This window comes from Micromonospora sp. LOL_025 (assembly GCF_048060285.1).
Taxonomy (GTDB): Bacteria; Actinomycetota; Actinomycetes; order Mycobacteriales; family Micromonosporaceae; genus Micromonospora.
On record NZ_JBHMIR010000029.1, the window covers coordinates 20,459 to 33,753 of the forward strand.

The window sequence follows — 13,295 nt, forward strand, 5'->3', positions numbered from 1 at the left end:
TCCTCATACCCCCGGCTGATCGGACAGCTTACTCCGCGTACGGCAGAGACAACTCGAAGATGGCCCCGCCGTCCTCGGCGTTGTAGACCCGTAACGTTCCGCTGTGCGCCTCGGCCACCCAACGCACGATGGCCAGTCCGAGCCCGCTCGAGCCACCGCCGCTGGTGAACCGGTCGAACTGCTGCCGGGCGACCGCCGGATCGATGCCGGGCCCGTGATCAGAGACGATGACCCGGCCGCCGGCCACGGTGATGTGCACGGTGGCTCCGCTGCCCGGCTGCCGGCCGTGTCGGACCGCGTTGTCCAGCAGGTTCGCGATCGCCCGGCGGACCAGCGCGGGGTCCGCGTCGACCCGGGTCGGCGACGTGGTCACGGTGATCCGCGCGTCCTGCGCCGGTGTCTGCTCCACGATGGCCGACACCAGTTGGTCGAGCCAGATCGGCTGGATGTCCAGCTGCTCCACCCCGGCGGCGAGCCGGGCCCGCATCAGCACCCCGTCGATGATGTCGCCCATCCGCTGCGCCAGGTCGACCGTACGCGGCAGCAGGTCGGTGCGCTGCTCCGGATCGCGCACGACCGTCTCGGCCAGTGCCCGCAGCGCCGCCACCGGGGTACGCAGATCGTGCGCCGTGTCGGCGAGCAGCACCTCCTGCTGTTGCAGGGCGGTCGCGGCGGGCCGCAGAGCGCGCAGCGCGATGCGGTGTCCGGCCAGGCCCGCCGCCGCCACCGCCAGCAGGCCGCCACCGACGACCAGCCACACCAACCGGTCGTGCGCGGCGAGCGCCGGCCCGGCGTCCTTGACCACCACCACCGCGCCGACGAACTGGCCGTTGCTCGTGCGGAACGGCTCGACGTAGACCCGCCACCGCTGCCCGTCGTCGCCGGCGAGGTAGCCGGTGAGGCGCTGCCCGCCCCGCACCGCCTCGACGGCCAACTGCTCCAGGCGCACGCGGGCCACCGGTACGCACTCCTGCTGACTGAAATGGCCCGGAAAGCGGCCGCTCTCGCCGGGCAGGACGGCGAACTGCGGGCAGGCGGTGTTCAGCTCGTCGTCGCCGACGTACCGGGTGACGACGGTGTCGCCCTCCTTCACGAGCCGGGTCACGCCGGTGGCGACCCCGCGCATCTCGCCGTCCATCTCCAGCACGCGGGCGTGCTCGTCGGCGCGGATCAGCAGCGCCCCGAGGACCACCGCGACCCCGGCGGTGATCAGGCAGAGCCAGCCGGCGATCCAGCGCGGCAGCCCGCGCAGGCGGTCCAGCGCCGATCCGGTCACGACGGGTCCGCCGCGTCGGACAACCGGTAGCCCCGTCCGCGTACGGTGTGCAGCACCTCCGGCGCGCCGAGCTTGCCGCGCAGGCGCCGGACCACCGCGTCGACCACGTTGGACATCGGCTCGGTGCTGCTGTCCCAGCAGTGTTCGATCAGCTCCGTGCGGCTGACTGCCTGCCCGGCCCGGCTCAGCAGGTGCTCCAGGACCGCGAACTCCTTGTCGGTCAGGCAGAGCAGCACACCACCACGGCGGACCTGCCGGCGCGCGCAGTCCACCTCCAGGTCCGCCAGGCGCAGCACGGAGGGACGACCGCTGCGCGCCCGCCGCCCCAGCGCCGTCACGCGGGCGGTCAACTCGGCCATCCCGAACGGCTTGACCAGGTAGTCGTCGCCGCCGTGCTCGAAGCCGGCGACGATGTCCGCGAGGCCGTCCCGGGCGGTCAGGAACAGCACCGGTACGGCCCACCCGGCCCGCCGCCGCCGGTACACGTAGTCGGCGGCGTCGCCGTCGGGCAGCATCCGGTCGAACACCACGCAGTCGAACGAGCCGGTGGACAGGACCGCGTCGGCGCTCGCCAGGTCCGCCGCCCGCTGCGTGCTCAGCCCGACCCGGGTGAACTCGGCGGTGATCGCCAGGCGCAGGTTCTCGTCGTCCTCGACCACCATCACCCGCACCGGGTCACCTCCCCACCGACGTGTCATCGGAATCTCATCTGCCCGCCCCGATCGTAGGGACCAGCACGACGCTCCGCGTGAGCATGACAGGAAGGTGCCGCCGATGATCGATCGACGCGTGACCCAGGTCGTCGCCGCCGGGATCCCGACCCCTATCCGGGCCCCCGACAAGACCGCCGTGCGACGGTCGTCCACCGCCGCCGCCCCGGGTGGCCCGGGCACCACCGTCGGCACCGCCACCTGCCGCCGCCGGCCCGCCGCACCGGCGGCGCCACCCGGGCCCGCGTACCGCCCGGCCGTCCCGCCACCGCCCTCCGGTCCCGGCCACCGCGCTGCCCGTGCGGCGTCACCTGCCATGACCGCACCGACGCTGACCACGGCCGCGAACCGCCCGCCGACGACCCCGCTGGTCGTGCTCTCCACCTGCGCCGGCATCGACGCCGCGCTGGCCGCCGCCAGCAGCCACGTGCTGCTCGCCAGCACCTTGCCGCAGCCGTGGGGCAATCCGCTGCGCCGGGTCGACCTGGACAACATCGCCCGTGGGGTGCGCTACCGGATACTCCTCGACGAGCGGGTACGCGACCTACCCACGCTCGCCCTGCGCCTGGGCCAGCTCGCCGGCGGCCACGCCGAGGTCCGTACGCTGGCGAACCTGCCGGTCGACCTCACCGTCATCGACGGCGACGCGGCGCTGCTCCCGGTCGCGCCGGGCGCCGCGGGCGCGGCGGAGCTGGCGATGTTCCGGCTGCCGAGCGTGGTCGCCACCGCGGCGGCGCTCTTCGAACGGCTCTGGCCGGCGGCCGCTCCGCTGCACGCCTGGCCGGCGGAGCTGAACTGCCGGGAGCGGGAGTTGCTGGCGTTGCTCTCCGCCGGTTGCACGGACGAGTCGTCGGCGGCACGACTCGGCGTCTCCGTCCGCACGGTCCGCCGGATGATGGCGACCATCATGGACCGCCTCGGCGCCCGCAGCCGGTTCCAGGCCGGTCTCGAGGCGGCCCACCGCGGCCTGCTGACCGCACCACGACACCGACCGGACTACCGTGGGTAGCTGTGCGGGTCCTGGTGGCTGAAGACGACGACGATCTGCGCCGCGCGGTCGACGCCTCGCTGCGCGGCGCAGGCTTCGCCGTGGACACCGCGGCGGACCTGCCCGAGGCCGACGAGGCGTTGAGCGTCAACGGCTACGACTGCACGGTCTTCGACCGGATGCTGCCGGCGGGTGACGCGCTGCGGTACGTGGCGCACCGCCGCCGCGCCGGTTGGGACACTCCGGTGCTCTTCCTGACCGGCCGGAACGCGGCCGAGGAGCGCGTACGCGGTCTCGACTGGGCCGACGACTACCTGGGCAAGCCGTTCGCCGTCGCGGAGCTGGTGCTCCGGGTACGCAGCCTGTGCCGGCGCGGCGGCCTCGACACGTCGTCGTCGCTGCGCCAGGGGGGCATCGTGCTGGACCCCGGCCGGTACGAGGCCCGGCGGGACGGTCGTCCGCTGGCGCTGACCGCGAAGGAGTTCGCCGTTCTGGAACGGTTGATCCGGGCGCAGGGCGAGCCGGTGCGGCGCGCGGAACTGATCGCCGCCGCCTGGGACGAGGTAATGCCTCCCGTCTCCAACGTGTTGGACGTGCTCGTCGCCCAGCTCCGCCGCAAGCTCGGCGGCCCCGCGGTGTTGCACACCGTCCGCGGCGTCGGCTACCTGCTGCGCTGAACCGTCCCGGCGCCCCGCCCGGAGGCACCGGGACGGCGCCGCCGGACCGGCTCCCACTCCGGTCGCAGCGACGGATCCGGGCGTCGCGGGCCCGGCCGGTCGCCGCCGGCACGCCGGGTGCCGCACGACGCCTGTCCTCTTGCTGACACGCCCGGGCACGGCCCCCGATCGCTGCCAGCATTGGTGAGCCGGACACGACATGCCGGCACTCCGCGGCGGCGGCGACTCCGCCTGCCCGGGAGGAGACGAGCCATGACGAACCGATCGACGCAGGCCGGGCCGGCACCCGACCTCATGGCCGAGCGCCCCGACCCGCTGGCCGTCGCGCTCGCCAACGCCGCCCTGCTCGGCGCCGGCTACGTGCTGCTGCGGCGGTGGCGGCTCGCCCTCGGCACCGTGGCCGTCACGGTCGTCCTCGTCGCCGTCCTCGCCTCGGCCCCGCCGTCGGCGTGGTACGTGCTCGCCGTACTCCTGTGGTGGGCGGCGGTCGTCGGACACGGCTGGCATCTGGCGGCCGGCGATCCGCGACCGGCCCGGCGGAGCCGGACGCGGCAGCAGCGGCTCGCCGCCCTCGCCGGCGCGCTTCCGGTGCTGCTCGCCGTCTGCCTCCTCCGCGTCGACGCGGGGCAGATCAAGCGCGACACGGCCGAGGCCCGCCTCGGCGGAGACTGCCCCCGGGCTCTGGCCGCGCTGCGGAAGCTCTCGGCCAGCCATCGCGTCGCCGCCCATTTGACCGACCGCGGCGACGACACGATCCGGGCCTGCGACCTGTCCCGCCGCGCGGCCGCGTACCTCGACGCCGGGCTGACCGGCGACGTCGCGGCACTGGACGCCGGCTTCGGCGCACTCGCCACCGTCCGCACCGAGCTACCCGGGCACGAGAAGCTCGTCGAGCGGACCCTGGACCGGTTTCTCGCCGCGCTGCCCACCGGGGACGCCTGCCGGACGAAGGCGGTCACCGACTGGCTCGGCAGCCAACGACGACTCGGCGGCGACGCGTCGCAGCCGACCGTCGAGGCCGTCGCCCGGGTCGCCCCGGCCGCGATCGTCGGCTGCGCCGACGACTTCCTGGACCGGGCGCTCGCCGTGCCCGAGGAGCAGGCCCCCGTCGACGACTGGCAGCGGGCACGAGCCGGCTACCAGCAACTGCTCGACCAGTATCCCGACCACCAGTTCGCCGCCACCGCCGCGCTGAAGGCCCGGCAGGCCACCCTGGCGATCGAGCTGGCGACCGTACGCGGCCTGCTGCGCGACTCCTACCGCGACATCCTGCCCAGCTACTGCGCCAAGCCCGCCCCGTACAGCGGCGCCGCCCCCTACCGGCGCGGCAGCGTGAACCGGGCGCTGCTGTACGGACCGCGGCTGGGCACGGACCACAACAGCTACAGCTACCGGAGCAGGCTGCCGGCCGCCTGGCTGACCACGGACGTCAGCCGGGCCACCCTGGTGATCTGCGCGGGCGAGACCACCTTCGGCGCCCGGGTTGAGAGCTGTCCCTACGAGAACGACTTTCTCGCCGGCGGATACAGCTTCGTGACGTTTCGCAAGGTGATCGTTCCCGTGCGCGTCTACGAGGTGCGGACCGGACGACTCGTCAAGAGTGTGCGGGCGCAGGTCCGCGGCGCCAGCTGCCCCCGCGTGTTGCGGTACGAGACGCTCGCCGGCCTGTCCAGCCTGGGCCCGCCCTCGGAGGTGTACGTGACCCCGTCGACCTCGGACGTACGCGCCGCCTTCGGACCGCTGTTCAGGTAGCCGGCAGCTCCGCCGCCCATGACGCCGCCGCTGCCGCACCCGTCGCGGGGGCACGCCCGGCCATCGCGGCACGAGGGCACCCACATCTACGACGGCGCGGCGGGCGGCGGGCGGCAAGCCGCAGGGCGGCAGGTCGGGCCGGGCGGCCGATATTCGGGCGCCCGGCCGGGGCGCGTCCACTGGCGTCCGCCTCATGGAGAACCCCATCCTCCGCACCGAACGCCTCGCGCTCCGCCCGGTGCGCGACGAGGACGTCGACCGGATCCTGGAGTACCGCAACCTGCCGCAGGTCACCCGCTGGCTGCTCCGCACGCAGGTCGACCCCGCGTCCTTCCGCGCCGCGTGGCGACGCGCGGCCGAAGATCCCCAGGATCACAGCATGGCGGCCACGCTCGACGGCGTGGTGATCGGAACCGTCTCGCTCGACGTCGTCGACGGCATGGGCCAACCCGGCATGCCACCATGGACCGAGGCCCAGCTCGGCTACGTCTTCGACCCGGCTCACGAAACGGCTACGCCACCGAGGCGGTCACCGCGATGGTGGCGCACGCGTTCGACCGACTGGGCATCCGGAGAATCACCGCCGGCTGCTTCGCGGGCAGCCCCGCCTCGGTGCGCATCCTCGAGAAGGTCGGCATCAGGCCCTGATTGCCGATCGCGGCTGGTCCGCCCCGAACCGCCACGCCCACCAGCCGAGGGATCGGCGGTTCCCGCGCTTCTCGTCGAGGTCTCAGCCGACGCGTTCGATGAGTGCCCTGCTCTCCGCAGCCGGGTCCCAGACGGCGCCGACGCCCCAGAACGCCGCCGTGCCCGGGATTCCGCCGCCGCCGGCGTCCACCGGCCGGTGGATACGCTGGCCCGATGGCGGGGAACACGGTCGATCGGACAGGCGCGCGCGGAGACCACCGGTGACACGTCGGGTCCTGGTGGTGGACCCAGGTCTGCGAGCGTGAGAGCGGCGGCGTCTGCCAGCGGGTGCCCCGGTCCGGCGAGGAGTTGGTGACGGTCGTCGATGACCCGGACGGCGCGTACCGGCGGGTGGATCTGTTCGCGTGGCGCGCCGACGGCCCGGAAGGTGGCATCGACGCGGCCCTGCTCCACCGCGGCCACGGCCGGGGTGACGTCGGCGTCCGGGAGGGTGACGACGTCGAGCTCGGCGACGGCCTGGAACTACCCCCACTCGGCGACGGCCAGAAACGTCCGCACCGCCCCCAGGTCCACGCCGCCGACCTAGCAAGACAACCACCGGTTGTGGCTCGACGCCGTCGCGGTTGTTTGTCCGACGACACCCTCGGCTGATCTTCTTTACCCGCCCACGTGCCGGGCCGTTCGACGAGAGGGTGACATGAACTTCATCGAGAGGGTGCAGCGCGCGATCCGACTGACCGAGGAGCTCAACATGCTTCGGTACGCCGAGCAGGAGGCGATCCGGGAGGGCTGGAGCGAGCTCACCGGCCAACACGTCGACGAGACGTTCCATCTCATCCCGCCGGTCTACTCCGACCACGGCGTCAACATCCGGATCGGCCGCAACGTCTTCGTCAACCAGGGCTGCCGATTCAACGACATCGGCGGAATCGAGATCGGTGACGACGTGATGATCGGTCCCAGCGTCAGCCTGATCACGTCGGGCCACCCGGTGGACCCGGCGCGGCGCCGTACCGGCATCACCTCGGCGCCGATCCGCATCGAGCGAAACGTCTGGATCGGCGCAGGCGCGATGGTCCTGCAGGGCGTGACCGTCGGCGCGGACGCGATCGTGGCGGCCGGAGCCGTGGTCACCCGCGACGTACCGGCGGCGACCCTGGTGACCGGCGTACCGGCAGCGGCACTTCGGCGGATCGGTTAGCGGCGACCCGCGGCTGCGCGGACCGCGACAGCCACCGCCGAGGCTCCGGGAGCGGCCCTGATACATCGAGCCGGAACTCTTCTCACCCCACGCCGAAAAAGACCTCCGCCGATCGTATTCACGATTTCCACGTTGGAATCGGTCCACATACCGGCGGTACGATCCGGCAAATCCGTTCGGACCATTCAATCGGCGCGTCGTACGTCCGCCGGAATGGCCGGGACAAGGGAGGCTGGGAGATGAGACTCCACCGCCACACGATCTTCGCCCGCGAGCGTCGAGCCGGAACGGCCGCCATGGCCGCGCTCGCCAGCACGGTCATGCTCCTCACCGTGGCTGCCGGACCGGCCACTGCGACACCCGCCACCGAGGCGCGGTCCGGCACGGCCGGCGAGATCCTCGGCGCCGGCAACGCCACCGCCGTGCCCGGCAGTTACGTGGTCACCCTCAAGGACAGCGGCGGTACGGCCGGCGACCGGCAGGCTGGCGTGTCCCGCCTCGCCGACCGGTACGGCTTCCGCCCGGACCGGGTCTGGCGCGAGGCGCTGAACGGCTTCTCCGTGCGGACCTCCGAGCTGGTGGCCCGCCGGCTGGCCGCCGACCCGGCGGTAGCGGTCGTGGAGCAGGACCGGTTGACCAGCCTGGCCACCACCCAGACGAACGCGCCGTGGAACCTCGACCGGATCGACGCGCCGCTGGGACTCAGCGGCACCTACAACTTCACCAGTGTCGGGACCGGCGTCCGGGCGTACATCGTGGACAGCGGGATCCAGATCAGCCATGTCGACTTCGGCGGCCAGGCGGTGTACGGCTACGACGCCGTCGACGGCACGCTCCCGGCCAACGACTGCAGCGGGCATGGCACCCACGCCGCCGGCACCGTCGGCGGGACGACCTACGGGGCGGCCAAGAACGTCGTACTGGTCGCGGTCAAGGTGTTCGACTGCGCCCTGCCGAGCACGCTGTCGATGTTGATCAACGGGATCAACTGGATGGTCGCCAACCACCTTCCCGGGCAGCCGGCCGTGGCGAACATCGGCGTGCTGACCAGCCCCACCGTCGCGCTCAACACCGCAGTGACGAACGCGGTCGCCGACGGCATCACCGTGACGGTCCCGGCCGGCAACTCGAACGCGAGCGCCTGCACCGTCTCCCCCGCATCGGTGCCGACCGCGCTGACCGTGGGCGCGACGGCGATGAACGACAGCCGGGCAAGCTGGTCGAACTTCGGCCCCTGCCTGGACATCTTCGCTCCCGGCGAGCGCATCACGTCGGCCTGGTGGAACTCGATCACCGCAACCCAGACGATCAGCGGCACCTCACATGCCGCGCCGCTCGTCGCCGGCGTCGCCGCTCGGGTGCTCAGCAACAACCCGACCTGGACACCGGCCCAGGTGGCCAGCTACCTGTTCAGCGCCGCCAGCCCGGTCGTGATCAACCCGGGGGCCGGCTCGCCCAACCGTCTCCTGCACCTGTCCCCGACGCTCTGACGGACCAGCCGTCCCAGCACGACACCAGCGATCGCGGCCGTGACCGGCGTCTCCGCCGCCAGCATCAGTTTCGGCAGTCGGCGTCGGTACCGCCCCCACGCGGTGTCCGCCGATGCCAGACCGAAGCGGTCCGCCACCTGCGATCAGCTCTGCGCATACCTGTCCTCATGCTGCCGGAGAGCCTGCGGGAGAAGAGCTGGCGTGACTGATCAGGATTCGAGAAGTGACGTCGGACGCACCGACCTTAGCGTGGACGGCACACGCGCCATACGACGTCGAGGAGGAACGACGATGACGAAGAAGGACGTCGCCGCAGGAGGCTTCTCCACGCAGGAGCGGGCCGCGCTGAAGGAGCGGGCGGCGGAGTTGAAAGCTGAGGCCAAGCGCACGAAGGGTGCGAAGAAGGCCGCTGCCGAAGAAGCAGAGGTGCTCGCGAAGATCGCGCGGATGCCCGACGGAGATCGGGAGATGGCGGAGCGTGTGCACGCGATCGTCACGACCGTCGCGCCGGACCTCGCCCCCAAGCTGTACTACGGCCAGCCCGGGTACGCCAGGGACGGGAAGGTCGTGGTCTTCTTCCGCAGCGGGCAGATGGACAAGGAGCGCTACTCGACATTCGGGGTGAGCACGCAGGCGGCCCTGGACGAAGAGGGCGGGTTATGGCCGACCTCGTACGCGCTGACCGAACCGACAGAGAAGGCGTGGGAGCAGCTCGGCGACATCGTACGGCGCGCAGCGGGACCGCAGCAGTCGTGAGCGCGGCCGTACGTCGAAGCCGCCCTACAACATTGGTCGCTGTCGGCCATCTCGGCTGTTGCGGCGCGGGCGCCGGTCGGCGGTCGGCGGTCGGCGGTCGGCGGTCGGCGGCCGATAGGATCCTCCGCTCGGGCACGGTCTGATCGACGATCGGAGTGGTGTTGGGACGGAGCGCGCAGGCCGCGCAGGCTGAGGTTGTCAGGTTCTGGCGAACTGTGGAGATGTTCAGTCCGCAGAGCGTCGAGAGGGTCAGCCGGGACCGGCAGGTCTACGCGGTTCATCCGGGGCAGCCGCTACCGTGGGAGAAGGGTCATGAGCTTTCGCGACGAAAGCTGCGCCCGAACCAGGCCTGGCGGCACGTCGTCTACCTGGGCATCTACCGCCTCGACGAGCTGTTCGAGGTGCTGTGCCGGGTGTTCGAGCCGGACCGGGACAGCTATGACGAGCGGCCAGCGGGAGAGAGCGCTGTCGTCGCCTTCGTGGTCGACGAGGACGGGCAGGTACTGCCCGACTCCACAGTGCTCTCCAGCTGCGCCTGGGCCACCGGCCAGGTGCTGCGCGACGGGCGCGCCAGGCCCGACTGGCTGTCCCGCTTCCAGACCGCCACTGCGGACGTCGGCGAGGCGATGCAGGAGCTGATCGCGATGGAGATCAGCGGCGCGGAAGACGACGCGCCGCAGTGGATCCCGCGAACGGTCGACCACCGCCTGCTCTCCGAATGTCTGGCTCTGGCCGTGCGGGTGACCGGGGTCGGCGAGGCGTTGTCCTGTGCCGACATTCGGATCAAGAGCCAGATCGTGGCCCGCCGCACCGCGGACAGCACCGCCGGCCACGAGTTTCTCAACAGCTTCATCATGAACGACCTGGACCTGGTCGCGGGACGGATCGCCAAGGGCGCTATCGGCGGCGCGCTGAGCGACTATCTGCGGCCCGAGGACGACCTCGCCACCGCTGACCGGGTGGACGTTCGTGACCGGCTCGACGCCGTGTCGGCGGCGACGGCACCGCAGGCGGTACCGGCAGGGCGGTGGCTCAGCCACCCGGAGCACGCGCTCGCGCTCAACCAGCAGCTGGCGGTCAGCACCGCGCTGGGCATGACCACCGCCGGAATTCTCGGCGTCAACGGCCCGCCGGGCACCGGCAAGACCACCATGCTGCGTGACCTCGTCGCGGCGCTCGTCGTCGAGCGGGCCCGGCGACTGGCCGCGCTGACCGACCCGGGTAGGGCGTTCACCGGTCGGCAGCTGCGTTGGAGCACCGGGCAACGAACACGGGTGATCGACGTCTGGCAGCCCGAGCTCACGGGCTTCGAGATCGTCGTCGCCTCGGCCAACAACGGTGCCGTGCAGAACGTCACCGACGAGATCCCCGCCGCCGACGCGATCGACGAGTCGTGGCGGGAACGGGCGGCGGCGGTGGACTACTTCCCCGACATCGCCACGGCGCTGCTGGCCGGTGAGGCGGACGCCGAGCAGCCGCAGGTCGTCGAACGTGCCTGGGCACTGGTCGCGGCACGGCTCGGAAACAAGTCCAACCGGAGCCGGTTCGTCAACACGTTCTGGTACCACACCCCCGACGAACCCATCCGGGAGTCCAGCGGAGGCCACACCTGGTCGGGCCTGCTGGCGGTGCTCAAGGGGTACGAGCAGGCAGGCCCCGACGTCCCGTGGTCGACGGCGGTGTCGCGGTTCCGCGCCGTCGAGGCACGGGTCGAGGCAATCCGCACGAAGCGATCCGAGGTGTACCACGACGTCGAGCGCAGGGCGCACCTCGAAGGTGACCTCGCCGACCTGCGGCACGCGCTGAAGGCGGCGGTGGACGCGGTCGAGTCGGCACGGCTCCGGCACCGGGCGGCGTTGGACACCGAGCGTGAGCAGACGGCTGAGGCCGACCGGATCGCACTGGCCCGCCAGGCCGAGGCCGAGCGGGATGCCCGCCGTCGCGAGGCGGCCGCCAACCAGACCCTCGTGACGGCCGAGCGTCAGATCGAGCACCTGGTCAGCGGCCGCAGCGCCACCGCCGAGCGGGCCGTGTGGTCGTGCGAAGCCGAGCTGGGTCGGCGGTTGACCGCGCACGCCGACCACCAACGCTCGCGGCCCGGCCTGTGGGAGTGGTTGCGTACCCTCGGCGCGGCGCACCGGCGCTGGTCGCAGGACGACGGGCGGCTGCTGGCCGAGGTCCGCGGCGCCCAGGGCGCGCTGGACGCAGCCCGCGCGGAGCGGGGAGCCGTACAACTGGAGATCGACGCCGTACAGCGGGCGGTGGACGCCGCCCGGAGGCAGGCGGACGAGATCCGGCGCACGCTGGCCGCGGGCATACCGAGGCCGCTGGTCGACCACGCACCGCTGACCGCGGCCCGCCGTACCGTGGCGACGGCGGTACGCGAGATCTCGACGACCGGTCAGACCCTCCGTGCGGCTGAGAACGCGATACGGGCGGCCGAGGCCGATCTTTGCGCCCTGGACGCTCGGCTGGGGCGGGCGGCCGGCGCACTCGGTCAGCACTTTCCCGACGCCGGATGGCACACCGACCGCCGGCGCCGGGAGTTGACGGCGCTCTGGACCGACACGGAGTGGAACCGGGCACGCAGTGAGCTGCTCCTGGCGGCCCTGGCGCTACACAAGGCGTTCCTGCGTCACAACGCCACCCGGATACGGCGCAACCTACAGGCCGCGATGGATCTCGTCGGCGGCGACGCGCCCGCCGACCTGCCAGCCGATGCGGCGTTGGCAGCCTGGCAGAGCCTCTTCTTCGTGGTCCCGGTGGTCTCCACCACATTCGCCTCGTACGACCGGGTGTTCGGTCATCTCGGCCAGGAGGCGCTCGGTTGGCTGCTCATCGACGAGGCTGGCCAGGCGACGCCACAGAACGCCGTCGGGGCGCTCTGGCGAACCCGGCGGGCAGTGGTCGTCGGCGACCCGCTGCAACTCGAGCCGATCACCACCCTGCCGTTCCGCACCGAGCAGGCGATTCGGACCGAACTGGCAGTGGACGAGCAGTGGCTGACCAGCCGCACCTCGGTCCAGCGCCTCGCCGACCGACTCACGCCGCTGGGCACCTGGCTGACCGGTGCCGGCGACAGCGACCCGACCTGGGTGGGTGTACCGCTGACCGTGCACCGACGCTGCGACAAACCGATGTTCGACGTCGTGAACCAGGTCGCCTACGGCGGCCTGATGATCCCTGGTACCGGCGCCGGGGCAGGTGAACGCTTCCGCCTCGCCTACCCGACGCTGCCCCCGTCGAAGTGGATCGACGTCCCGGGCACCGGCGCGCAGGGCCACTGGATCCCCGACCAGGGTCGGCAGCTCGACCGGATCCTCGGCACGCTCGCCGCGCTGGACTTCGACATGTCCGAAGTCATGGTGATCGGCCCGTTCCGCGACGTCGCCCGCGAGGTCAGCCAGCGAGCCCGGCGGTACCCCGGCCTGGTCGCCGGCACCGTCCACACGGCACAGGGCAAACAGGCCGACATCGTCGTGCTGGTACTGGGCGGTGCGCCGGACCGGGTGGGCGCCCGGCGTTGGGCGTCGAGCAAGCCCAATCTGCTCAACGTCGCGGTGAGCCGGGCCAAGCGCCGGCTCTATGTCATCGGCGACCGGCAGGCATGGTCGACGTTGCGCTACTTCGAGGTCCTGGCGGCCGAGTTACCGAATCAGGACCCGGTGCGACCACAGGCTGCCGCCGAACGGCACACCGACGGCGACGGCCACCGTCATCGCGCGGGCAGGCACGTCGACCTGCCGGCATCGAGTGCGGACGGATGACGACGGATCCGCCCCGCCTGGCGCCGGGCG

The 13,295-nt window shown here is 72.3% G+C and carries 10 protein-coding genes and 1 pseudogene; 9 read left to right on the forward strand and 2 right to left on the reverse strand.

The genetic code is table 11. The features are described from left to right. Nucleotides 1–28: 28 nt before the first annotated feature. Nucleotides 29–1,276: a sensor histidine kinase gene (locus tag ACFHW0_RS25990; RefSeq protein ID WP_416611678.1), complete on the reverse strand. Its 1,248-nt coding sequence runs from the start codon at nt 1,274–1,276 to the stop codon at nt 29–31. Then, nucleotides 1,273–1,974, reverse strand: coding sequence for a response regulator transcription factor (locus ACFHW0_RS25995; protein WP_416611680.1), 702 nt, complete (start codon nt 1,972–1,974; stop codon nt 1,273–1,275). Before ACFHW0_RS25995 ends, ACFHW0_RS25990 begins: the two co-directional genes overlap by 4 nt. A 76-nt stretch (nt 1,975–2,050) precedes the next feature. Between ACFHW0_RS25995 and ACFHW0_RS26000 the strand changes: the two genes are divergently transcribed. From ACFHW0_RS26000 to ACFHW0_RS26040, 9 genes and pseudogenes are all read left to right on the forward strand, one after another. After that, the gene (locus ACFHW0_RS26000; RefSeq protein ID WP_416611682.1) at nt 2,051–2,995 is read left to right on the forward strand and encodes a helix-turn-helix transcriptional regulator; all 945 of its coding nucleotides are present in this window, start codon (nt 2,051–2,053) and stop codon (nt 2,993–2,995) included. Nucleotides 2,996–3,009: 14 nt separating this feature from the next. Continuing rightward, entirely contained in the window at nt 3,010–3,651 is a 642-nt protein-coding gene (locus ACFHW0_RS26005) for a response regulator transcription factor (protein ID WP_416611684.1), read from the forward strand. 252 nt (nt 3,652–3,903) lie between these two features. Continuing rightward, nucleotides 3,904–5,403: a hypothetical protein gene (locus ACFHW0_RS26010; RefSeq protein WP_416611686.1), complete on the forward strand. Its 1,500-nt coding sequence runs from the start codon at nt 3,904–3,906 to the stop codon at nt 5,401–5,403. A gap of 193 nt (nt 5,404–5,596) precedes the next feature. After that, a pseudogene (locus tag ACFHW0_RS26015) lies at nt 5,597–6,045 on the forward strand (GNAT family N-acetyltransferase); the annotation flags it as partial. A 354-nt stretch (nt 6,046–6,399) separates the two neighbouring features. Continuing rightward, nucleotides 6,400–6,702, forward strand: a complete 303-nt coding sequence (locus ACFHW0_RS26020) for a hypothetical protein (RefSeq protein ID WP_416611688.1) — start codon at nt 6,400–6,402, stop codon at nt 6,700–6,702. Between the two features lie 46 nt (nt 6,703–6,748). Further along, nucleotides 6,749–7,252, forward strand: coding sequence for a sugar O-acetyltransferase (locus ACFHW0_RS26025; protein ID WP_416611690.1), 504 nt, complete (start codon nt 6,749–6,751; stop codon nt 7,250–7,252). 239 nt (nt 7,253–7,491) lie between these two features. Next, nucleotides 7,492–8,742 carry a S8 family serine peptidase gene (locus ACFHW0_RS26030; RefSeq protein ID WP_416611692.1) on the forward strand — a complete coding sequence of 417 codons (1,251 nt, stop codon included), beginning with the start codon at nt 7,492–7,494 and terminating at the stop codon, nt 8,740–8,742. A 291-nt stretch (nt 8,743–9,033) separates the two neighbouring features. After that, nucleotides 9,034–9,498 (forward strand): DUF1801 domain-containing protein, encoded by a 465-nt coding sequence (locus ACFHW0_RS26035; RefSeq protein ID WP_416611694.1) that lies wholly within the window; start codon nt 9,034–9,036, stop codon nt 9,496–9,498. Nucleotides 9,499–9,719: 221 nt separating this feature from the next. Then, complete coding sequence (locus ACFHW0_RS26040) at nt 9,720–13,265, forward strand: AAA domain-containing protein (protein WP_416611762.1); 3,546 nt, start codon at nt 9,720–9,722, stop codon at nt 13,263–13,265. Nucleotides 13,266–13,295 lie beyond the last annotated feature (30 nt).

Coding starts and splice junctions, on each gene's coding strand:
- ACFHW0_RS26010 (WP_416611686.1), top strand. CDS start 3,904: ATGACGAACCGATCGACGCAGGCCGGGCCGGCACCCGACCTCATGGCC.
- ACFHW0_RS26040 (WP_416611762.1), top strand. CDS start 9,720: ATGTTCAGTCCGCAGAGCGTCGAGAGGGTCAGCCGGGACCGGCAGGTC.
- ACFHW0_RS25995 (WP_416611680.1), bottom strand. CDS start 1,974: ATGACACGTCGGTGGGGAGGTGACCCGGTGCGGGTGATGGTGGTCGAG.
- ACFHW0_RS26000 (WP_416611682.1), top strand. CDS start 2,051: ATGATCGATCGACGCGTGACCCAGGTCGTCGCCGCCGGGATCCCGACC.
- ACFHW0_RS26030 (WP_416611692.1), top strand. CDS start 7,492: ATGAGACTCCACCGCCACACGATCTTCGCCCGCGAGCGTCGAGCCGGA.
- ACFHW0_RS26025 (WP_416611690.1), top strand. CDS start 6,749: ATGAACTTCATCGAGAGGGTGCAGCGCGCGATCCGACTGACCGAGGAG.
- ACFHW0_RS26035 (WP_416611694.1), top strand. CDS start 9,034: ATGACGAAGAAGGACGTCGCCGCAGGAGGCTTCTCCACGCAGGAGCGG.